Genomic DNA, 22121 nt, shown 5'->3' with positions numbered 1-22121 from the left:
ACCTAGATCCGCCGGCACGCAAATATTATTGTCATATGAGGTAAGAGCGAGGCGACCATCGAGGCCATTGGTCCAACTATTTACATTATCGAGGCTTCCCGGCATTGCGCGGCAAAAATCCGAAGCCGCCGAGCGCCTGGGGAGCCGGAATGACCTTTGCCGACAACAAGCCAATGTTCTGGCAAAGGGTGAGGTCGGCTCCGATGGCGCGGGGTTTCGGCATGGAATACGACATTGTCGGCGGCGATGTTCACGTCCTCCAGCCTGCACATCCCAGACTGTGCGACCGCTTCGGCGCGATCGACACGGCAGTGATCCCCGCCCTCGTCGATCAGGCATGTAGCGCGACCGCGCTTCGCTCTCGCGACACCTATCAACCCGCGGCAACGCTTGACCTGCGGGTCGACTGGATCGCGCCCACGCTGCCCGGACACGGCGTGGCGGTACGGCCGCGGGTGATCGGCGCGACCGACGCCACGGTACTGGTCGCTGCGGAGGTGGTGGACGCCGACGACCGTCGCCTTCTCGCGACCGGTATCGTCACGATGGCGCTGGGCCGCCTTCCGGGCGGGAAGCGCGCCGAGATTGATGCGCCGGTTCCCGATGCGGGTGCGCTCGCGGTCGATCGACTCGACGATTACGACTCCTATCTCGCGCTTGCCCCGGTCGATGGTGGAATGATGCTCGATCCGTTGCCCAGGCATGTCGGGAGCGTGCTGGTGCCGGCGGTGCACGGCGGCGTCGTCGCATCGGCGCTGTGCCGAATGGCGGATCGGCTGGCAGCACCGGGCCGCCGCCCCGTCACCCTGACGACGCATTACCTGCGCGCGACGATGGCGGACGCGCCGTCGCGATTGTCGGGCATCGCTGTGAAGGAGGGACGGTCGGTGAGCATCGTCGAGGCGAGAATAGGCGCCAGCGGGCAACCCGACCGACCGACTGCGACCGCCATCGTCACATACGCCGGTTGAGGGCAGTGGCGCGGGCAGATCAGGGAAACGACATGCTGCAGATCAACGCGGGAACGACTTTGGCCTTCCACGGCAGAGTGGCGGTCGCCACGCTGGACTTTCCTCCGGTCAACGCGATGTCCCCGGATTTGATGGAAGGTCTCGCGCTGGCCATCGACCAGGCCCTGGCGACGCCCGATGTCGGGGCGATCATCCTGATCTGCGAGGGGCGGACGTTCATCGCCGGCGCAGATTTGAAATCCCTCGGCAAGGTCAAGCCGCGGATCGATTTCGCCGCCCTGCAGGATCGGATCGACGCCGCGAGCGCCGTCACCATCGCGGCGATCCATGGTACCGCGCTGGGCGGCGGGCTGGAGACCGCCATGACGTTCCAGCATCGCATCGCAGTGCCGTCGGCCCGATTCGGCCTACCCGAGGTCAAGCTCGGTCTGCTGCCCGGCGGGGGCGGCACCCAGCGCCTGCCGCGCCTGATCGGCGCCGAAGCCGCGCTGGACGTGATGATCGGCGGCGATCAGATCCGGATCGACGAAGCGGTCCGCATCGGGCTGGTCGATCGTGTCGCGCGCGAGGGCCATCTGCTGGCGGACGCCATCGCTTTCGCCGAAGAACTCATCGCTGCCGGCGCGCCGCGGCGGCGCATCCGCGACATCGACGACCGGATCGCCGCCGACCGCGCCGACCCAGACCTGTTCGCGCGATATCGCGCGTCGCGATCGGCGTCGCTGGGGTCGGTCGCCGCGCCGGCCGCGATCATACGCTGCGTCGAGGCGGCCGTCGCCGGCGACTGGGCCGCCGGCCTCGCTGTGGAACGGGCGGAGTTCGCCGTCCTGCGCGACGGCAGTCAATCGGCGGCCCTGCGCCACCTGTTCATGGCCGAACGCGCCGCGCAGAAGCTCCCCGGGATCAACGGCTCGGCCGTGCCGCCGATCGTGTCGGTCGACGTCGCGGCGCATCGGGCGCTCGCGGTCGCCGTCGCGGCGGCGGGGCTGGGCGGCGGCGCCGCGGGAACGCCGGCCGATCTGATCCTCCTCGATCCCAGCCCGGCCGGCCAGCCGCCGGGCGGCATCGCCCCATCGACGATCGTCGCGGTGGCCGACATGGGCCGCGCCGCGGTGTTTCCGGCTGATCGCTGCGTCGCGCTGCGGGCGCACCGCGACGCGGCGGACCGACTGGCGTTCCTGGAAATCGCCCCGCTGGATGCCTCCGACGAGACACTCGCCAGGCTGGTCGCCTTCGCGCGTCGGATCGGCGTTCCCGTCGCGATACTTCAGGACGGCGCCGGCTTCGTCAGCGATAGGCTAATCGCATCGCTCGAACAGGCGGCCGCGGCGGCGCGCGGCGATGGCGGCAGCACCGAGGCGGTCGACCGCGCGCTCGCGGCATTCGGGATCGATCGCGGCGTGGCGCCGGCGCCCGACGAAACCACGGCCACCGCGGCGGTGCGGGACGCGATGCTGTTCCCGATCGTCAACGCGGCGTTCGCCGCGATCGACGACGGCCGAGTCTCGCGCGGTTCGGACATCGATCTTCTCGCCACGCGCGGCCTGTTCTGGCCGCCGCACCGGGGCGGGCCGATATGGTATGCCGGCCACGTTGGCGCCGACACCGTCGTCGCGGGCCTGCGCGCACGCGGGATCGCTCCGGCCCGGGCGCTAGTCGCGGCCGCAGCGGGACAGGAACAACCGGCATGACCGCGACCGATCACGCACCGGTCGAATGCGGCGCGCGCGGGGAGTTCGCCCTGCTGACGCTCCGGCGCCCGCAGGTGCTGAACGCGATCGACGTTGCGCTGCGCGACGCGCTGCTGGCCGCCTGGCATGCGGCCGAGCGTGAGGACCGGCGGGGCATCATCCTGACCGGGGCGGGCCGGGCGTTCTGCGCCGGGACCGATTTGAAGAACCCGCCGCCGGACATCGACGCGCATATCGACGTGATCCATCGCCTGCTGCTCGCGATGCGCCGCTCATCGCTTGTCAGCGTCGCAGCGCTGAACGGCCTCGCCCTTGGCGGCGGCCTCGAACTGGCGCTTGCCTGCACCTTTCGCGTCGCGGCGCCCGACGCGACCTTCGGCCTGCCGGAGATCCGGCTTGGCGTGATGCCATGCTATGGCGCGACGCAGTTGCTACCGCGCCTGATCGGCGAGGGTCGCGCGCTCGACCTGATGCTCAGCGGGCGTTCGATCGATGCCGCGACGGCATTGTCATGGGGACTGATCGACAAGATCGCCGACGATCCGGTGGCGGCCGCCGCCGTCTGGGCCGAGGCCCGCACCGGCCGCGCCCCGGTCGCTGAGCAGGCGATCCGCCGCGCCGTCGACCACGCGTTCTCCGGCCTGCCCGAAGCGCTTCGCGAGGAACAGCGTCTGGCGCGCGAGGTGCGTCATCATCCCGCGACCCGATCGGCGCTGGCCTCTTTCCGCGACCGCAGGCGCGACGGCGCTGGCTGAAGTCCGGCGCGCTTACGCTGTCACCGGCCGCCATTGCAGCAGCGAATAGCCTTCGGCACCGTCGCCGTGGTGCTCGAACACGCCGACCACGGCATCGTCGATCCGCGGATCGCGATCAGCGGGCGCCAGCAGATTGCCGATCAGCCGGACATTCGGCGACGCTGCCAGTTCGACCAGCACGACGAGATAGGGTACATCGGCGGCCAGCGTCTCGCGAACGGGGTGCCACACGCGCGTCCAGCTGAAGATGCGCCCGCGCGGCGCGACGTCGGTCCACCCGATGTCGAAGCCGTGGCAGGCATGGCAGATCCATTCCGGACCCCATTGGCAGGTGCCGCAGGTCTCGCAGCGCTGGACGCGCAGGCGTTCCTCGCGCAGCCCGGCCCAGAAGGGTGCGCTCAGCCCGTCGCGTTCGGCAACAGGCTGGCCGAGCGGCGCCGAAAGATATGGCATCACAGACATGCCGCCGTCCCCAGGATCAGGCTGCTGACAGGTGCGACCATCGGCCCGGCGATCATCATGGAGACCTTCGCGCCGGCCACCTGGTTGGGCGAGGTGCCGCGCAACTGGCGCGTCGCCTCGACGATCAGGTTGGCACCGTGGATATAGGCCTCCGCCAGATGGCCGCCGCTGGTGTTGAGCGGCAGGCGGCCGGTCCCGGCGGTCAGGTTTTCCGGCGTCAGCGCCGCGTTGGTTTCGTCGGGGTGGAACAGCCCGTGCTCCGCTAGCGACATCATCACCCCGCCGGTGAAATTCTCATAGGCCTGGACGACATCGATGTCCGCCGGGGTGACTCCGGCCTGGTCGTAGAGGTCGGCCGCCACGGTCTTGAAATTGGCGCTCGCGAAATCGTCGCCGCTATGGCTGGTGGCGCCATAGCGGCGCTGCGAGCCGGCCGCGACGCCGAGCAGATAGGCCGGGGTGGTCGGCAGGTCGCGCGCCTCTTCGGCCGATACCAGCAGCACCGCCGCGGCGCCGTCGTTCTCCTGGCAGCAGTCGTAGAGGTGGAACGGCTCGGCGATCCAGCGCGAGGCGTCATACGCCTCCGCCGTCAGCGGTCGTCCGTACATCACCGCGCGCGGGTTGGCCTGCGCGTGGTGGTAGGACGCCAGCGCGATCGCGCGCAGCGCGTCCTGGCGAACGCCGTGATCGTGCATGAAGCGCTTCGCCTTCAACGCATAGCGCTGCGCCGGCGAGATTGCGCCGTAGGGGAGCGAAAAGGCGGTTTCGCCGGACACGGTCGCGCCGGCCGCGCCGCCATAGCCCCCAAGGCCGAAGCGTGCGAACTGGCCCTGGGCGAGCGCGCGGAACACGATGACGCGCCGCGCCATCCCGGCCCGGATCGCGGCGGCCGCCTGCTGGACCGCGCCTGCGGTGCCGCCGCCGCCACCGCCCCACTGCATGCTCGACCAGCGCAGCGCATGGATGCCCAGCGCCGTCGCCAGCCGCACAGCATCGTTGCGATCGTCGCTGTACGACGCGAAGCCGTCGATCGTGCGCGGATCGATGCCGGCGTCGGCGCACGCCGCCAGGATCGCCTGCAGCGCCAGCTTGAATTCGGGATCGGGCGATTTGCCGTGACGGTAATAGGCAGATTCGCCGATGCCCGCGATCGCGACCGCGCCTTTCTGCCACCGTGCCATCATCGTCCCCGCGCGCGCCGTTACATGCCCAGCGTCTTGGCGATGACGTTGCGCTGGATCTCGTTGCTGCCCCCGCCGATCGGCCCGACGCGCGCGTCGCGAAAGAACATCGCCATGTCGTATTCGGTCGAATAGCCCGCGCCGCCCATCACCTGCAGCCCCAGGTCGGCGCACTTGAAGTTGTTCTCGGTGCAGATGATCTTCGCCATGCTGACCTCCCGCACCACGTCCTTCCCGCCGTCGAGCAGGTCGGCGACGCGGTAAACCGACTGGCGCGCCGTCTCCGCCATGATCGCCATGTCGACCAGCTTGTGCGAGACCGCCTGGAACTCGGTGATCGGCCGGCCGAACTGGATACGCTCCCTGGCATAATCGAGCGCATATTCGGTGATCTTGAAGCAATGGCCCGCGGAAATCGTCGCCAGGCACAGCCGCTCGAACGCCAGGCAGTGCATCAGGTTCTTCCAGGCCTTGTTCTCCTCGCCGATCAGGTGATCGGCCGGGACGCGGACGTTGTCGAAGAAGATCTCGTTCGCGTGCGTCGTGCGGCGGCCCAGCATGTTGAGCTTGCGTATCTCGACGCCCGGCGCCTTCGCATCGACCAGCAGCGTGCTCAGCCCGCCGTGGCGCTGCGCGCTGGGATCGGTGCGGGTGATGACGACCAGATAATCGGCGACGTGGCCGCACGTGATCCAGATCTTCTGTCCGTTGAGGATATAGTCGTCGCCGTCACGTACCGCGGTGGTCTTCAGGCCCGCGACGTCCGATCCCGTGCCGGGTTCCGACATCGCCAGCGCCAGCTTCACGTCGCCGCTGATGATCTTCGGCAGATATTTGCGCTTCAGCTCGTCCGATCCGTATTTGACGAGATGCATGCCGGCATAGACGATCGTCGTCATCACGCCCTGCGCGATGCCGGTATAGTAGTAGCCGAGCGCCTCGATGAACGAGGTGAAATCCTTGTAGCTGCCGCCCATCCCGCCATATTCCTCGGGATAGGCGATGCCTAGGAAGCCGGCGTCGGCCAGCGCCTTATAGGCCTTGAACGGGAAGTCGCGGTTCTCGTCCATCTCGCGGATCTCGGACCACGGCAGCTCACGCGACAGCAGCTCGAGCACATTCTCGCGGACCATCAGCTGCTGTTCGTCGAGCCCGAAGGTGTTGGTCAGTTCCATCTGGGTCATCTCACTTCTGGTCGCGGGGAACGGGGTTCGCGCGCGTGCGCACCATGGTGGTCATCAGGCCGGTCTGGACCACTTCGTCGCGCTGGTTGAGCAATTCCATCCGGCGGACGAGGACGCCGCGATCGGGCTTCGACGTCGGCCGGGCCGACACGATCGTCGTCCGCAGCCGCACCGTATCGCCGATGAAGATCGGCAGCAGGAACTTCCATTCGTCGACGCCCAGCGCGGCGATCGCGGTGCCGTCGAGCTGCCCCATGCGGGCGCTCAGGCCGGTGGCGATCGACATGCCGAGCGTGCCGTGCGCGATCCGGCGGCCGATGGGCGAGCGCGTCGCGATCTCCTCGTCGGTGTGCATCGGGTTGGTGTCACCGGACACCCAGGTGTAGGTCACGACATGGGTTTCGGTGACGGTGACCGCGGGACTGTTGCTGACCGCGCCCTCTTCGAAATCCTCGATATATTTAAACATCGCATCTTCCCTCGATCATCTCTCGCGGCACCGGCGGCCGCTGCCGTGCCTACTGTTCCGACAGTCTTACCGCGCCGGCGCGTGCCAGGTCGGCGACCGCTTCGTCGTCCAGCCCCAGCACCTGCGTCAGGATCTCGCGCCCATGCTCGCCGATCCGCGGCGCCGCGACCGGATCGGCGCAAGGGGTTCCGCTGAAGCCGAACGGCAGCGACACGTTGGGGATCTCGCGACCCGAGGGATGCGGCACGCGCGTGACCAGCCCCGACGCCCTCGTCGCCTCCGACGTCAGCGCGCCGGCCACCGTGCGCACCTCGCCGACGGCGACGCCGGCATCGCGCAGCAGTGGCCCCCAATGGCCCCAGCTTTCCCGGCCGAACGCGTCCTGGAGGATCGCGAGCAATTCGTCGCGCCGCGCCAGCCGGCCGCCGACGGTCTGCAGATCGGGCTGTTCGGCCACGTCCGGACGGTCGATTGCCTTGAACAGCTTGTGGAAGATCGCGGTGCTGGTCGTCGAGATGTAGAAGGACGCATCGCTGGCGTGGAACACCCCGGTCGGCGCGGTATCGTTGCTGACATTGCCGTTGCGTCGCGGCTCGACACCGGCGAGCAGATACTGCGCGGTGGCGAACCCGACCATCGTCAGCGCCGAACCATAGAGCGACACGTCGATCCGCTGGCCTTCGCCGGTCGTGTTGCGGGCGACGACGGCGCCCAAAATGGCGTTGCTGCTCATCAGCGCGGTGCCCAGGTCCATCACCACTGATTGCGCGCGCACGCCGTCGCGGTCGGCATAGCCGTTCATCGACATGAAGCCGCTTTCCGCTTGCGCCACCTGGTCGAAGCCGAGCAACTGCGCAAAGGGCCCCGTGCGGCCATAGGCGGAGATCGAGCAGTAGATCAGCCGCGGGTTGAGCGCGCGCATCTCGTCATAGCCCAGTCCGAGCTTTTCCATCACGCCGGTCGAGAAATTCTCGACCAGGATATCGGCGCGCGCCACCAGATCGCGAGCGATCCTTAGCCCTTCAGGCGTCTTCAGGTCGAGCGCGATGCTGCGCTTGTTGCGGTTGCACCACAGGAACGGCGCGCCCGCCTCGAATACCGTATCGACCGGCGGGTACACGCGGAAATTGTCGCCGCCCGGGCTTTCGATCTTGACGACGTCGGCGCCCATTTCGGCCAGCACCATCGTCGCCACCGGACCCGCGACATAATGGGTGAAGTCGGCGACCAACAGGCCGCCGAGCGCCAGCGCCGCGCCGGGATCGCGCGGGGTGTGCGCTGGAAAGTCGTCGATGGGTCGCGGGTCGCTCACGCCGATTCATCCCTGTTGATCGCCCTCGGCATGCGGGTCACACGTCTAAATGTCAATGGTTGGATCATTCTGGCTCTGTGGGTATCCGCAGTGTCCCGTCGCCATGCCAAACGGCTGATACGGACCGATTATCAGCTGCTCGAAGCTGCCCATTCCGGTGTGGCGCGCACCGTCCGATCCGGTCCATGTCGCGCGCACCGGCACCTGTACGTGCACATTGGCGGGATCGAGCGGGTCGAGATCGGCCAGGACCAGATCCTCGCGCTCGACGACACGCTCCCCCTTGTAGGTGCCGTGCATCCATCCCGGCGCGAAATATCCCGCACCGCGCATCTGGAACCCGCGGTTGAGCGGCGCCAGCTCGATGACCGCTTCCCCGCGATCGGCCAGGTCGATCCGCAGTTCGGCACGTTCCGCCCACCGCGTTCCGGCCCGCATCGGCGTGTCGATCCGCCCTTTGCCGCTGGCGAGCGGCAGCGCGGGATCGTCGGGGATCAGCACCGCGTGGCTGTTCCACACCCGGCCTTCGCCATCGGCATTGACGTGGAACAACAGGCTGAAGTCTTCGAAGTTGAGCGGAACCCATCGCCAGAACACCTGGCGTTCCTTGGCCGGGACCAGCGGCTGGGGATCGGGCGCGCCGAGCGGACGAATGCCCCAGCTGCGATCGCGCGTGCCCCGCGCTCCGCCCAGATCGATTCGCTCGCCATCGATCGCGATCCATCCGCTATAGTTGCCGTTCTGGGTGAGGCGGGTGTAATCGTAGATCAGCCGCGTGCCGTGGCGGTGCGTGAAGCGCGGCTCCTGCACGGGTCGCGACCGCGCTTCGAACACGATGTCCGCCGAGATACCGGTCTCGTCCTCGACCACCAGGCGCAGCCGCTGCAACGGTTCATCTACGATCACCCGTACCGGGCCGACATCCAGTCGCATGCGATCGCCGTCGAGCGTGCGCGACGCGTGGACGGCGTATTCGCGACCGTCGCGCATCACGGCGAAATGCGCGTCGGCGACGCCGACATTGGGATAAACGCCGAACGCTAGGCCGAAATACACCGACCCGTCGGGCGAATAGCCGTGAAACCAGTAGCGATCGTAGAAATTGCGGTCCGACCCGGCGAAGGCGATCGGATCGGGTGTCTGGTGAACCGGATAATCGTCTGCGGCGCTCAACACGGCACTCTCTCCCGGCAATGGATGATCCAATGATCTTTGCAGACGGGTCATTGTCGATTACAGCACAACGGGCAAGCCGTTTCGGCGGTCGCTTCACCCACCCCGTCCGGCGATCCGGACCATCTGGCCGGAGACATGATGGCGACGCCGGACAATTCGACCCATGACGTGGTGATCGTCGGCGCTGGCGCCGCCGGTCTGACCGCGGCGATCGTCGCGGCGCACGCGGGCCTCCGCCCGATCGTTCTGGAAAAGGCGCCGGTGTTCGGCGGAACCACCGCCTTTTCCGGGGGGGTGCTGTGGATTCCGGGAAACAGCCACGCCCGACGCAACGGAATCGCCGACAGCAGCGACGCCGCCCGTACCTATTTGCGGCACGAGGCCGGAAACCGGTACCGCGAGGACGTGACCGACATGTTCCTGCGGCACGGCCCGGAAATGCTCGATTATCTCGAAGCGCACAGCGAAGTCCGCTTCCAGCCATCCGAATACCCCGATTACCATCCCGAGGCGCCCGGCGGCGTCCAGCGCGGGCGATCGGTGACGACGGCGCCGTTCGACGGGCGCCGGCTGGGGCGCGACCTGCACCGCCTGCGCCCGCCGCTGCGATCGATCACCTTTCTGGGCATGATGTTCAATTCGGCGAACACCGACCTGAAGCATTTCTACAACGTCACGCGGTCGCTGAAATCGGCGGGCTATGTCGCGAAGCGGCTTGCCGTCCACATGGCGCATCTGCTGCGCCACCGGCGCGGGGTGCAGCTGACCAGCGGCAACGCGCTGGCTGCCCGCCTCGCCCGCTCGGTACTCGACCTAGGAATCGAGATCGTCACCGGCGCCGACGTGCGCGAGCTGATCGTCGAGCATGGTGCCGTCACGGGGGTGATCGCTTCGATCGATGGTCGGGACCGGACGTTCCGCGCCGGTCGCGCGGTCATCCTGGCGTCGGGCGGGTTCGCCCGTGACGGCGCGCGCGTCGCCGAACGCTATGCCCATCTCGGCCCCGGCACGCCGCACCTGTCGCCTGTTCCCGACAGCGTGACCGGCGACGGCATCGACATGGCCGAACGCGCCGGCGCGGCCTTTGCCGGCGACTATCCCAACGCGGCCGCCTGGATGCCGGTGTCGCGCGTGCCCGGCCCGACCCCGCTGGCGTTTCCCCATCTGGTCGATCGCTACAAGCCCGGCTTCATCATGGTCGGCGCCGCCGGCCGCCGGTTCGTCAACGAATCTCACTCCTATCACGACGTCGGCGCGGCGATGCAGGCGGCGCGCGGCGCCGCCGACACGGCCAGGGCATGGCTGATCGCCGATCACCGCGCCGTTCGGAAATACGGCATCGGCTTCGCCAAGCCCGCGCCGATGCCGATCCAGTTGTACCTGCGCAGCGGGTATCTGGTGCGTGCCGACAGCATCGCCGGGCTCGCCCAAAGGATCGGCGTTGATGCCGACGCGCTGCAGGCGACGATCGCCTCGTTCAACGCCGGCGCCGCACATGGCGAGGATGCCGCGTTCGGCCGCGGATCGACCGGTTTCAATCGCTATCTGGGCGATGCCGAACACCAGCCCAACCCCAATGTCGCGCCGATCGTCAAAGGCCCTTTCTATGCCGTCGAGTTGCGGATCGGCGATCTTGGGACGTTCGAGGGCCTGTCGACCGATCGCTACGGCCGTGTCCTGCGGGCCGACGGCAGCCCGATCGACGGCCTGTATGCGGTCGGCAACGACATGGCGAGCATGATGGGCGGCGCCTATCCGGGCGCGGGCATCACGCTGGGCCCAGCCATGACCTTCGGCTATGTCGCCGCGCGCCACATCGCGGGCGACCTGCCGGGCGAGCCCGTCGCCGCCTGACGATCACGGCATGAACGTGCCGCCGTTGAGGTCGATGATCGCGCCGGTGATGTAGGCGGCGCCATCGGACGCCAGGAACTGCGCGGTGGCGCCGATCTCCTCCGGCGCGCCGACTCGCCCCAGCGGCCCGCGCGATGCGGTGCGAGCGATGCCCTGGCCGCCGTCGGCGGTGCTCATCGGCGAGGTGATCGGCCCGGGCGCGATGCAGTTGGCGGTGATTCCGTGACGCCCCATCTCGCCCGCGATCTGCCGCGTCAGCCCGATCACCCCTGCCTTCGTCGCGGCGTAATGCGCCGCCGCCGTGCCGGTATACGTCCGCCCGGTGCGCGACGAGATGTTGATGATCCGCCCCCAGTTGCGCCGCTGCATGTGCGGAAGCACCTGTACGCACAGGTGGAATACCGAGTTCAGATTGACATCGACGACGTGCCGCCAGCCCTCGAGCGGGATCTCGAGCAGTTCGAAGATGCCGCCAGAGGGATTTTTCGGGTTGATGCCGGCGTTGTTGACGAGGACGTCGATGCGCCCGTGCTCGGCGATCACCGATGCGACCAGGGCGGCGACCGCGGGATAATCCGTCACATCGACCGCGTGCCCCTCGGCGGTGCCCAATGGGCTCGACAGCCCTTGCGCCACGGCATGGACCGAATCCGAGCGGTCGAGCAGGATGCAATGATGGCCGGACGCGGCCAGGCCGTTTGCGATCGCCAGGCCCAGCCCCTGCGCGGCTCCGGTCACGATGGCTGTGCGCGCGTCCGTCATGTGAAGGTCTCCCAGGCCTGTCGGCATTGATGATGGAACGGTCATTGCCCGTCGGCGGGCGCAATGGGCGCGCTTTCCCAGTCGCGTTCGATGAACCGACCGGCGACGTGGAACAGCACCGCCGCAATCGGCAGGATCACGATCGCGGCATAGATCATCGCGTGGCGCAGCGGCTCGGCAGTGTTGCTCGCGACAAAATGATCCGACAACACACCCATCGCCGCCGTCCCGCATCCCAGGCCGATCAGGTTGACGACCAGCGCGTACACCGCGGATCCGCTGGTCCGCGCGCGGGCCGGCAGCACGCTCGTCATCGCCGCCAGGATGCCGGGCACCCAGAATTGTTGCGCGATCATCGGGATCAGCAGGGCGGCGATCGTCACGGTCAGGCTGTCGCTGGTCATCGCGACAAGCATCGACGGCAGGGCGAGCAGCGCGACGATCGCCGGCAGGTTGCCGTAATGCCGGCGATCGCGCGAGCCGAAGCGATCCGACAGCAATCCGCCGGCGCTCATGCCGATGACGCCGGCCGCCAGCGTCAGCACGCTCATCACCTGCGCCGTCTCGATCAGCGTCAGCCCCCGCTCGCGGACGAAGAAGCTGGGCAGCCAGAAGGCCATCCCGAACCCGAGCATCGACATGATCCCGGCGGAAAACGCCATCAGCCAGAAGCTGCGCTTGCCGCGCACGATCGCCAGCGTGCCCCGCAGGCTGACCTTCGGCTCGGTGGCGGCAGCAGCCGCGCGCGGCGGATCCATCGCGCCGCGTACCGGCTCGCGGACCGACTTGTAGAACAGCGGCGCGAAGAAGATGCCGACCAGCCCGACGATGACGAACGTCGCGCGCCACCCGAACGTGGCCGCCACGACCCCGCCGATGAACAGTCCCAGTGCCGACCCGAACGGGATGCCGAACGCGAACACCGCCAGCGCCCGGCCGCGTTCGGACGCCGGATAATAGTCCGCGATGATCGAATAGCAGGGAGTGACGCCCCCCGATTCGCCGACACCGACCAGCATGCGCGACAGGAACAGCGACCAGAAGCCGACTGCCGCGCCGCACAGCGCGGTTGCTCCGCTCCAGATGGTGATGGCGCCCGCGATCACCCCGGTTCGCTTCCGCCGGTCCGCCAGCAGGCCCGCCGGTATGCCGAGCACGGTGTAGAAGATCGCGAAGGCGAAGCCGCCCATCAGCCCCAGCTGGGTATCCGACAGGTGGAGGTCCTGCTTGATCGCCGGTCCCAGAATCGCGATGATCTGGCGATCGAGATAGTTCAGCGTGAAGACGATGAACAGCATCGCCAGCACGAAACGGCGATAGGCCGGCGTGGCTGGTGCTGTCGCCACGCCTATTCCACCGACGCGCTCAACGTCGCCAGCTGCGTTGGCGTGTCGCCAAACAGATGTTCGAACGTCATCAGCCGCCGGAAATAATGCGACCCCGCATATTCCTCGGTCAGCGCGATGCTGCCGTGAAGCTGGACCGCCTCCTGTGCGAAGCGGCGCGCGGCCTTGCCGACGACATATTTGGCCTGCGCGATGGCGCGCGCGCCATCCTTGGCGTCGGCGCTCGCCAGCGCGTCGATCGCGACGATCGTCGCGCTGCGGACCGTCTCGACCGCGATGCGCAGATCGACCGCGCGGTGTTGCAGCGCCTGGTTCGATCCGATCGGTCGCCCAAACTGGACGCGCGTCTTGAGATAGTCGAGCGTCAGCGCGAGAAAGGCCTCCATCGCGCCCAGCGTTTCCGCGCACAGCGCGGCGATACCGCGTTGCAGCACATCGGCCAGCACCGCTGCACCGTCACTCTCTCCACCGAGCGGCTCCGCCGCCGCGCCGTCGAAGTCGATCGCGGCGGCGCGGCGGCCGTCGTGCAAGGGGTGGCCGCGCCGGTTGACGCCCGGCGCGGCGGCGTCGACGAGGAACAGGCGCACCGCGCCTTCCGCGTCGCGCGCCGTGACGACCAGCCGGTCGGCGACGTCGCCGTGCAGCACCAGCAGCTTCGACCCGCTCAGCCGCCAGTCGTCCCCGTCGCGCGTTGCTCTGGTTTCGACATGGTCGATCCGACCGCGGTTCGCCGCTTCGTCATGCGCGAATGCCACGATCGTCTCGCCGGCGAAGATGGCCGGCAGCAGACGGTCGCGCTGGGCGTCGCTGGCGCCCGCCGCGATCGCGCCGCCCGCCAGGATCACCGTTGACAGATAGGGTTCGAGGGCCAGCACCCGGCCGATCGCCTCGCCGACGATCATGATCGCGGTCGGGCCGCCGCCGAAGCCCCCGTGCGCCTCATCGAACGGCAGCCCGAGCACGCCAAGCTCGGCAAACTGCCGCCAGACGTCACGCGACCAGCCGTCGCCCGATTTCAGGATCGCGTCACGGCTGGCGAAATCATATTCCTTCGCCAGCAGCCGGCTGACGCTGTCGGCGATCAGGCGTTCGTCGTCGTTGAGATCAAAGTTCATTGTAGCCCCAGCGAGCGTGCGATGATGTTGCGCTGGATCTCGTCGGATCCGCCGTAGAGCGAGATCGCGCGCGACAGGAGGTAGCCCGACGTCGCGAGCGACGGCCATGCGGTGTCGTCGGTGTCGAACACGGGGGTGTCCTCGACGTCGATCGCCTCCAGCCCGGCGGGGCCGGCGATGTCGTGGATCAGTTCGTAGACCGCCTGCTGCAACTCGGCGCCGCGGATCTTCAGCATCGACGTGCCGGAGCCGTCGGGATCGCCGCTTTCGGCGAACTGCAGGCGCAACTGGGTGACCTCCAGCATGCGCAGATCGGCCTGGAGATCGGCGATCCGCTCGCGAAAGCGCGAGTCCTCGATCAGCGGTCGCCCGCCCGCCTGGACCGCACGCGCGCGTTCGATCGCGTAGCGCAGCCGCTCCTTGATCTTGCCCAGCCGCGCGATGCCAACCCGCTCGTGGCCCAGCAGGAACCGCGCATAGGTCCAGCCCTGGTTCTCCTCTCCGACGAGGTTCTCGACCGGTACGCGCACATTGTCGAAGAAGACTTCGTTGAGATGCGGGTGGCGATCCATCGAATGGATCGGTCGCACGGTGATGCCCGGCGTCTTGAGATCGATCAGCAGGAACGAGATGCCGCGCTGCGGCTTGGCGGCCGGATCCGTCCGCACAAGGCAGAAGATCCAGTCGGCGACATGCGCGGTCGAGGTCCAGATCTTCTGCCCGTTGACGACATAATGGTCGCCGTCGCGCACCGCCGACGTCTTGAGCGAGGCGAGGTCCGACCCGGAACCGGGTTCCGAAAACCCCTGGCAGAACCAGATGTCGGCGTCGGCGAGTTTTGGTAGGAACTCGCGCTTCTGTTCGTCCGATCCGAAATGCGCCAGGATCGGCCCCAGCATCCACGAATTGAAGGGGATCGGCTCCGGTCCCCAGCCGAGATAATTCTCCTCGGCCAGAATCAGCTTCTCCATCGGGCCGAGCCCGCCGCCATGTTCCTTCGGCCAGCCGGGGGTCGCCCAGCCGCGGCGGTTCATGATCCGCTGCCAGGCCACACTGTCCGACTTGCGCGGATAGCGGCCGAGCCGGATCCACTCGCGCGTATCCTCCGGCAGGTTCTGCGCGATGTATTCGCGCACCTCGCGCCGGAACGCCTCGTCATTTTCGTCGAGCGACAGGTCCATCTGCTATCCCTTCACCAAGCCGAGCCGCCGGTCGCTCAAACCGGGTCCCAGTTGATGTACTTGGCGCTCGACACCAGCGGCATGAACGCATGCTTCAGCGCGGGCATGGCGTGCGCGGCGATCGTCTCGGGCGTCCAGCCTTCGGCACGGTGGACGGTCCCGACCGGACGCGGCTGGCTGTAGAGGTAGATCTCGTTCATCCTAGTGCCGAAGATCTGGCCGTTGACATCCTTGGCCGCATCCGACGCCAGGAACACCGCGAGCGGCGCGTTCTTGTCCGGCGTCATCTGCTGAAGCTTGGCGACCAGCGCCTTCTGGGCGTCGGTCTCGGTCGGGATCGAACTGGTCATCCGGCTCCAGGCAAAGGGCGAGATGCAGTTCGAACGGACACCGTAGCGCTCCATGTCGAGCGCGATGCAGCGCGAAAGCGCCGCGATCCCGCCCTTTGCCGCGCCGTAGTTCGACTGGCCGACATTGCCCATCAGGCCGGTGCCGCTGGTGATGTGGATCATCGACCCGCTCGATTGCGCGCGGAAATGGTCGGCCGCGGCGCGGCTGATGTAGAAGGTGCCGCTCAGGTGCACCTGAATCACGCGCTGCCAGTCGTCGGGGTCCATCTTGTGGAAGATCGCATCGCGCAGGATGCCGGCGTTGTTCACTACCGCATCGATCCGTCCGAACGCGTCGATCGCGGTATCCACCGCGCGCTTGGCGCTGGCCCATTCGGCGACGCTGTCGGTGGTGATGACCGCTTCGCCGCCGGCTTCCTGGATCATCGCGCGGGTCTCCTCGGCGGGCGAGCTCGATCCGCCCGCACCCTCCAGCGACACGCCGATATCGTTGATGACCACCCGGGCGCCGGCCGCGCCCATCGCGACCGCGATCGCGCGGCCGATGCCGTTGCCGCCACCCGTGACCAGAACCACCTTACCCGCCAGCAGCGACATCAGCCTTCTCCATCGTTGATCATATGTTGGTCGAGTCCGTCGGCGGTGAAGCGCCCGCCGGCCAGCACCGGGCGATCGCGTCCCGGCACGCGCCCTTCGAACAGGACGGCGCCGTCCTCATGCCAGCCGCTGAGCTCGATCGTCTCTCCGGGCGTGACCGGCGCGGAGAACTGGGCGCGGATAGTGCGGAAGCGGACCGCGTCTTCCGCGCAGCACTGGCGCAGCAGCGCCGCGCCGACCATGCCGAACGCGGCGAGACCGTGCAGGATCGGCCGCGCGAAGCCCACCGACGTCGCGCGTTCGGGGTTCCAGTGCAGCGGGTTGAGATCGCCGCTGAGGCGATAGATCAGCGCCGCGCGGGGCGAAGTCGGGAGTGCCACCACGAAATCGGCAGCGCGCTGCGGCAGCGGCGATTCCTGGACCGGAGCGCCGGCATTGCCGCCGAAGCCGCCATCGCCACGGCAGAACGCCTCCTGGACCGACGTCGCCAGATGCTCGCCGGAGCCCTTGTCGTAGAGTTCGCGAGTGGTCGATACGATCGCCCCGCGGCCCTCGCCCTTGTCGACCAGTCCGGTGACCGACGCGCGGCTGTACACCGTTGCCGCGGCGGGCAACGGGCGGTGCATCGTCAGCGATTGCGCACCATGCACCACCTTGGCGAAATCGATCCCGGCGCGCGGGTCGGCAATCAGGCTCGGCCCCTGGGCCAGCACCAGCGCCATCGTCGGCAGCGCGCGCGGATCGGGCGCGGCGACATAGGCGAGGTCGCCCGGATCGCCGCCCAGACCGAGGCCGAGTGCGTAGATCCAGCTGTCGCGCTCGGTATAGCTCTGCTCGGTCTCGGTACGCAGCGCCAGCAGCGCCTCGGGATCAAGCATGGCCGGGCACCGTCGGTGCATCGCCGCCCGCGCGGATCAGCAGGGCATCGACCGCGATTCCGCCGGTCGGTCCGCATATCACGGGATTGATGTCGATCTCGCTCAGCTCGTCGGCGAAGTCGGCTACGAACTGCGAAAAGCGCGAGATGAGCTCGGCGATCGATGCGAGATCGATCGGTACCGAGCCGCGGAAGCCCGTCAGCAAGGGTGCCGATTTCAGGTCAAGCAGCATCGACCGCGCGGTCGCGATCCCGAACGGCGCGAACGCGACAGAGGTGTCCTTGAACAGCTCGACCATCACCCCGCCCAGGCCGACCATCACCAGTGGGCCGAAATGCGGATCGATGCGGGCGCCTACCATCACCTCGACGCCGCGTTCGACCTGCCGCTGGACGATCACGCCGTTGATGACCGCGTCGGGTGCCGCGCGATGCGCGTTCGCCATCACCTCGTCGAACGCGGCGGACACCGCCGCGGCGTCGGCCAGTCCCAGCCGGACCACGCCTGCCTCCGACTTGTGCGGGATCGCCGGGCTCTCGACCTTCAGGACGACGGGATAGCCGGCGGCGTCGGCCGCCGCGATCGCGTCGGCGACCGATCCGCACAGACGTTCCTGGACGACCGGAACCAGGTATTCGGCCAGGATTTCCTTGGCCTGGGTCTCGGTTACCACGCGTTCATCGCCTGCCCGCTCCAGCAACGCCGCCGCCCGTTCGCGCGCGCCCGCCGGGACGGTGGCGACAGGATCTTCGGGCCGGGCGTCCGCCGACCGCAGCCAATAGGACAGCGCGTTGAAGCAACTGTCCATGCTGCGAAACAGGCCGATGCGCGGATTGCTCTCCGCCTCCGCCGCACCGGGGCCTTCCAGCCAGTGATTCATCCACACGACGCATGCGAATTTGCCGTGTGCCGACGCGAGATCGCCGAACATCGCCAGGCGGGGCGTCGCGGCGTCATAGGCGACCGGGTGCGGATAGATCACCGCGGCGACCCCGTCGTCGCCCAGGATCGCGTTGCCGCACGCCTCGAGCGCCTGCGGATTGTTGAGCACCTGCGCGGTCACGTCGCACGGGTTGCGCGCCGAACCGAACGACGGCACCCACTGGCTGAGCACCTCGGCCGCGGACGGCGACGGCTGTGGCAGCGGCACAGCATGCGCCTCGGCGAAATCGGCGCACATGATCGCGCCCCCGCCCGACGTCGAGACGACGGAAACTCCGCTGCCGCGCGGCGACGGCGCCTTGGCGAAGAACGCCGCGGTCTCGATGACATCCTCGATCCCGTCGACGAGGATCGCGCCGGCGTTTCGCAGCGCGGCGCTGTAGAGCAGGTTCGAGCCGGCGAGCGAGCCGGTGTGCGACATGGCGGCGGCCGCGCCTTGTTCGCCGGTCGCGATCTTGAACACCACCAGCGGCTTGCCCGCCGCGCGCGCGATCTCGGCGGCCTCGATCAACCGACCCGGCTCCGCCATGCCCTCGAAAACGCAGGCGATCGCGCCGCAATCGGTCGATTCCGCCAGATAGCTGATATAGTCGGCGGTATCGACGTCGCAGGCGTTGCCCGACGTCAGCATGTGACTGATCGCGGTCCCGTGGTCAGCCGCCTGCACCATCCCCTGGCCCAGCGCGCCCGACTGGCTGACGATCGCGACGGCATGCGACGCCGACGTCACCGCGACGGGGAGCGGGCCGAACGTCATGTTCGCGTGGGTCGCAAAATTGCAGATGCCGATGCAGTTGGGCCCGACGAGCCGCGTCGGCGTGCCCGCGACCAGCGCGGCCAGCCGCGCCTGGAGCGCCGCGTCGTCGGCATCGCCGGTTTCGGCGAAGCCCGCCGCATAGACGATCAGTCCGCCGACGCCGAGTTCGACCGCCTCCTTCGCCACCGCCTCCACCGCATCGCGGGGTGCTGCGATCACCACGCAGTCGGGGACGGCAGGCAAGTCTGCCAGCGAGGGATGGCACGGCAGGTCGCCGATCGTTTGATAGCCGGCGTTCACCGGGTAAATGACCCCGTCATACCCCGACAGATTGGCCAGAAGGCGCGATCCGAACGATCCAGGCTTGGGCGAGGCGCCCACGATGGCGATCGACCGCGGCTCAATCAGCCTGACGAGGTCGGCGTGACCATAGACGGCGCGACTGGCGCCGCGACGCTGGCCCGTGCCCTCCGCCATCGTCACCGTGCGGGACGGAAGAAGGGGATGGCGGCCTCGCCGTCAGTCGGCACGAAAACCACCTCGACCTTGTCATCGATGCCGATCGCGTCGAGATCGCAATCGACGATGTTGGTCGCCATCATGCAGCCCTCGTCGAGCGTAACATAGGCGAGCGCATAGGGCTCTTTGACGCCGCGACGCAGGACGCTGACCGAATAGATCGTCCCCTTGCCGCTCGCCGCGTCCCACGTCACCGACGCGCTGAAGCACAACGGGCAGAACGGCCGCGGATGGAAATGCGCCTTGCCGCAATCGGCGCAGTTGCCGACCAGCAGCTTGCCTTCGAGCGTCGCGTCCCAGAACGGCTTGGTCTCCGGGTTGACGGTCGGCGCCAGCGCGCTCTGCGGAATGCTCGCCGGGGTCATTCTATTCCCTTTCCAGAATGAGGGTCGCGCTACCGTGGCGGGTGGCGATCCAGCCGCCGGTGCCGTGCGCCAGCGCCAGATCGCAGTTCGGCACCTGGACCGCTGGATGCGCTTCGCCGCGCAGCTGGCGCACCGCCTCGATCACCTTGGTCATGCCGCCGCGGTTGGCGGGATGGTTGCTGCACAACCCGCCGCCGTCGGTATTGAACGGCAGCTTGCCGACGCCCGAGATCAGGTTGCCGTCCGATACGAACCGGCCGCCCTGCCCCTTTTCGCAGAAGCCCAGATCCTCGAGCGCGATCAGCACGGTGATGGTGAAGCTGTCGTAGATCGACGCGTATTTGATGTCCGCCGGCGTTACGCCCGCCTCCGCGAACGCATCGCCGCCCGACTTGCGCGCACCCGACCACGTCATGTCGAAATGGCCGCCGTTCACATGCTTCACCGCCTCGCCCATGCCCTTGACGGCGATGCGCGGCCGGTTGAGCGAGCGCATAACCTCCGGGCTGACGACGACCAGCGCGCCGCCGCCGTCGGTGATGACGCACGAATCGAGCCGCCGCAGCGGATCGGAGATAACCGGCGAGTTCATCACGTCCTCGACCGTGACGACATTGCGCATCAGCGCGTGCTCGTTGTGCTGCGCGTGGTGCGACGCGGCCACCTTGATCCAGGCGAGCTGCTCGCCGGTGGTGCCATAGTCGTGCATGTGGCGCGCCGCCGCCAGGCCGTAGAGGTTGGGCACCATCGGCCGGTACGCCGCCTCGAACGCGAACTCGGGGCCCTGGAAATTGGGGCCGACCATCTCCGCGCCTTCCGCGCGCGGACGACCGGCCAGCGTGATGAGCGCGACGCTGCACTTGCCGGCGGCGATCGCCTCCAGCGCGTGCGAGACATGAAGGATGTACGACGATCCGCCGGTGTCGGTCGAATCGACGTGGCGCGCGTTGATCCCGAGATATTCCGCCATCGATATCGGGCCGAGTCCCGGCACCTTCGCGCAGAAATAGCCATCGACATCGGCCATGGTGAGCCCGGCGTCCTCGAGCGCGCCCCGCGCGACTTCGGCATGCAGCTGCGGCACCGACTTGTCCGTCGCCATGCGCGTCGGGTGTTCATATGCGCCGGCGATATAACCCTTGACCATTCGGCACCCGCTCCCTCCGACGCCCGCGCCGGACCGGTATCGCCGTGCTGGCGCCGCCGCTCCTTCCGGGCCGTGATCCTGACAGCGACCCTGCGGACCAGCCGCCCGTTCGCCGCGCAAGCTATAACAGCGAAATCCTTTGGATCAACCTTTGACTTTTGCGGTTGTGCCGGTTCGTGATAGGGCGGCGTCGAAAGGCAGCACGATGGAACTCAAGCAGCTCAGATATTTCCTCGCCGTCGCCGAAGAACTCAACTTCACGCGTGCGGCCGCCAAGGTCGGTATCGCCCAGCCGCCGTTGTCGCAGCAGATTCTGATCCTGGAGCGGCAGTTAGGCAAGCCCCTGTTCGTCCGCACGAAGCGCAAGGTAGAGTTGACTCCGGCCGGCGAAATCCTGGTCGAGCGCGCGCGCCGCATCATCAACCTGTGCGAGGAGGTGAGCGAGGATATCGCCGCCACCGACGGTCCGCAGATCCGTCATTTGCGGATGGGGGCCATCTACACCATCATCAGCCTGCTCGCGCCGCAGCTGTTCCGGGCGTGCCGGCGCGATATTCCGGCCCTGCGCATCGATTTTCGCGAGATGACGGCGCCGCAGCAGTTCGAGGCGCTGCGCGACGGCGCGATCGACATCGCCGTGATCCGCGGGATGATGGAAGGCACGCTGTTCTGCACCCGCAAGCTGTTCGACGAACCGTTCGTCGCCGCGCTGCCGGACACGCTTGCCGAACCGGGTGCCACCGTGACGCCCGACTGGCTCGCGCGGCAGGACTTCATCTGGATGACGCGGGCCACCAACACCCATTACGACAATCTTTTCCGGTTGCTGCCGGTGCCGTTGAACGACCGTCTGAACGTGGTGCAAACGACGACCGACATGCACACGATGCTGTGCCTGGTCGCGGCCGGGATCGGCGTCGCGCTGGTGCCGCGCGCGACCAGCACGACGCCGATCAAGGGCATCACCTATCGCGGGATCGAGGGGGATATCCCGCACTCGAGCGTCAGCGTCTACTGGCGGCGCGAGGACGACGATCCGCTGTTGCTGCGCGTGATCGAGCTGATTGCGGCGATCGCCGAGACGATGCACGTGGCGGACGACTGAGC

At 68.0% G+C, this 22121-nt stretch carries 20 protein-coding genes; 5 read left to right on the top strand and 15 right to left on the bottom strand.

What is annotated here, in order from left to right:
• The first annotated feature begins 221 nt into the window (after positions 1-221).
• From VYI76_RS00870 to VYI76_RS00860, 3 genes are read left to right on the top strand one after another with little or no spacing between them, the layout of a single operon-like run.
• A complete protein-coding gene (locus VYI76_RS00870) occupies positions 222-971 on the top strand; it encodes an acyl-CoA thioesterase domain-containing protein (protein WP_326522876.1) in 750 nt (249 codons plus the stop codon).
• 32 nt (positions 972-1003) lie between these two features.
• The gene (locus VYI76_RS00865) at positions 1004-2662 is read left to right on the top strand and encodes an enoyl-CoA hydratase-related protein (protein ID WP_326522875.1); all 1659 of its coding nucleotides are present in this window, start codon (positions 1004-1006) and stop codon (positions 2660-2662) included.
• Complete coding sequence (locus tag VYI76_RS00860; protein WP_326522874.1) at positions 2659-3417, top strand: enoyl-CoA hydratase/isomerase family protein; 759 nt, start codon at positions 2659-2661, stop codon at positions 3415-3417. Before VYI76_RS00865 ends, VYI76_RS00860 begins: the two co-directional genes overlap by 4 nt.
• 12 nt (positions 3418-3429) lie before the next feature.
• Here the strand turns inward: VYI76_RS00860 and VYI76_RS00855 are convergent, their stop codons facing one another.
• The 6 genes from VYI76_RS00855 to VYI76_RS00830 are packed head-to-tail and all read right to left on the bottom strand — an operon-like array spanning position 3430 to position 9201.
• Complete coding sequence (locus tag VYI76_RS00855; protein ID WP_326522873.1) at positions 3430-3879, bottom strand: Zn-ribbon domain-containing OB-fold protein; 450 nt, start codon at positions 3877-3879, stop codon at positions 3430-3432.
• Positions 3870-5063 carry a thiolase C-terminal domain-containing protein gene (locus VYI76_RS00850; RefSeq protein WP_326522872.1) on the bottom strand — a complete coding sequence of 398 codons (1194 nt, stop codon included), beginning with the start codon at positions 5061-5063 and terminating at the stop codon, positions 3870-3872. The genes VYI76_RS00855 and VYI76_RS00850 overlap by 10 nt, the downstream gene beginning before the upstream one ends.
• A gap of 17 nt (positions 5064-5080) precedes the next feature.
• Positions 5081-6244, bottom strand: a complete 1164-nt coding sequence (locus VYI76_RS00845) for an acyl-CoA dehydrogenase family protein (RefSeq protein ID WP_326522871.1) — start codon at positions 6242-6244, stop codon at positions 5081-5083.
• Between the two features lies 1 nt (position 6245).
• Positions 6246-6713 carry a MaoC/PaaZ C-terminal domain-containing protein gene (locus VYI76_RS00840; RefSeq protein WP_326522870.1) on the bottom strand — a complete coding sequence of 156 codons (468 nt, stop codon included), beginning with the start codon at positions 6711-6713 and terminating at the stop codon, positions 6246-6248.
• Between the two features lie 49 nt (positions 6714-6762).
• Positions 6763-8025 (bottom strand): CaiB/BaiF CoA transferase family protein, encoded by a 1263-nt coding sequence (locus VYI76_RS00835; protein WP_326522869.1) that lies wholly within the window; start codon positions 8023-8025, stop codon positions 6763-6765.
• A gap of 45 nt (positions 8026-8070) precedes the next feature.
• Entirely contained in the window at positions 8071-9201 is a 1131-nt protein-coding gene (locus VYI76_RS00830; RefSeq protein ID WP_326522868.1) for a hypothetical protein, read from the bottom strand.
• A 135-nt stretch (positions 9202-9336) separates the two neighbouring features.
• Between VYI76_RS00830 and VYI76_RS00825 the strand changes: the two genes are divergently transcribed.
• Positions 9337-11055, top strand: a complete 1719-nt coding sequence (locus VYI76_RS00825; RefSeq protein WP_326522867.1) for an FAD-dependent oxidoreductase — start codon at positions 9337-9339, stop codon at positions 11053-11055.
• Between the two features lie 3 nt (positions 11056-11058).
• On the opposite strand, the gene VYI76_RS00820 is transcribed toward VYI76_RS00825, so the two are convergent.
• Genes VYI76_RS00820 through VYI76_RS00780 form a run of 9 tightly spaced genes read right to left on the bottom strand, consistent with a single transcriptional unit; the run spans position 11059 to position 21014 of the window.
• Positions 11059-11817 carry an SDR family NAD(P)-dependent oxidoreductase gene (locus tag VYI76_RS00820; protein WP_326522866.1) on the bottom strand — a complete coding sequence of 253 codons (759 nt, stop codon included), beginning with the start codon at positions 11815-11817 and terminating at the stop codon, positions 11059-11061.
• A gap of 41 nt (positions 11818-11858) precedes the next feature.
• Positions 11859-13163 carry a spinster family MFS transporter gene (locus VYI76_RS00815; RefSeq protein ID WP_326522865.1) on the bottom strand — a complete coding sequence of 435 codons (1305 nt, stop codon included), beginning with the start codon at positions 13161-13163 and terminating at the stop codon, positions 11859-11861.
• A 2-nt stretch (positions 13164-13165) separates the two neighbouring features.
• A complete protein-coding gene (locus VYI76_RS00810) occupies positions 13166-14278 on the bottom strand; it encodes an acyl-CoA dehydrogenase family protein (RefSeq protein ID WP_326522864.1) in 1113 nt (370 codons plus the stop codon).
• Positions 14275-15459, bottom strand: coding sequence for an acyl-CoA dehydrogenase family protein (locus tag VYI76_RS00805; protein WP_326522863.1), 1185 nt, complete (start codon positions 15457-15459; stop codon positions 14275-14277). The genes VYI76_RS00810 and VYI76_RS00805 overlap by 4 nt, the downstream gene beginning before the upstream one ends.
• A 35-nt stretch (positions 15460-15494) precedes the next feature.
• On the bottom strand, positions 15495-16406 hold the full coding sequence (locus VYI76_RS00800; RefSeq protein WP_326522862.1) for an SDR family NAD(P)-dependent oxidoreductase: 912 nt from the start codon (positions 16404-16406) through the stop codon (positions 15495-15497).
• Complete coding sequence (locus VYI76_RS00795) at positions 16406-17284, bottom strand: MaoC family dehydratase (protein WP_326522861.1); 879 nt, start codon at positions 17282-17284, stop codon at positions 16406-16408. Before VYI76_RS00795 ends, VYI76_RS00800 begins: the two co-directional genes overlap by 1 nt.
• Positions 17277-19460 (bottom strand): acetate--CoA ligase family protein, encoded by a 2184-nt coding sequence (locus VYI76_RS00790; RefSeq protein WP_326522972.1) that lies wholly within the window; start codon positions 19458-19460, stop codon positions 17277-17279. Before VYI76_RS00790 ends, VYI76_RS00795 begins: the two co-directional genes overlap by 8 nt.
• 2 nt (positions 19461-19462) lie before the next feature.
• A complete protein-coding gene (locus VYI76_RS00785; protein WP_326522860.1) occupies positions 19463-19867 on the bottom strand; it encodes a Zn-ribbon domain-containing OB-fold protein in 405 nt (134 codons plus the stop codon).
• Between the two features lies 1 nt (position 19868).
• Complete coding sequence (locus VYI76_RS00780) at positions 19869-21014, bottom strand: thiolase domain-containing protein (RefSeq protein ID WP_326522859.1); 1146 nt, start codon at positions 21012-21014, stop codon at positions 19869-19871.
• 205 nt (positions 21015-21219) lie between these two features.
• Between VYI76_RS00780 and VYI76_RS00775 the strand changes: the two genes are divergently transcribed.
• Positions 21220-22119, top strand: a complete 900-nt coding sequence (locus tag VYI76_RS00775) for a LysR family transcriptional regulator (protein WP_326522858.1) — start codon at positions 21220-21222, stop codon at positions 22117-22119.
• Positions 22120-22121 lie beyond the last annotated feature (2 nt).

The sequence above is a fragment of the Sphingomonas sp. genome (assembly GCF_035910975.1).
Taxonomy (GTDB): Bacteria; Pseudomonadota; Alphaproteobacteria; order Sphingomonadales; family Sphingomonadaceae; genus Sphingomonas.
Note: the sequence above shows the minus strand (reverse complement) of the source record. Positions and strands in the feature narration are given on the sequence as shown.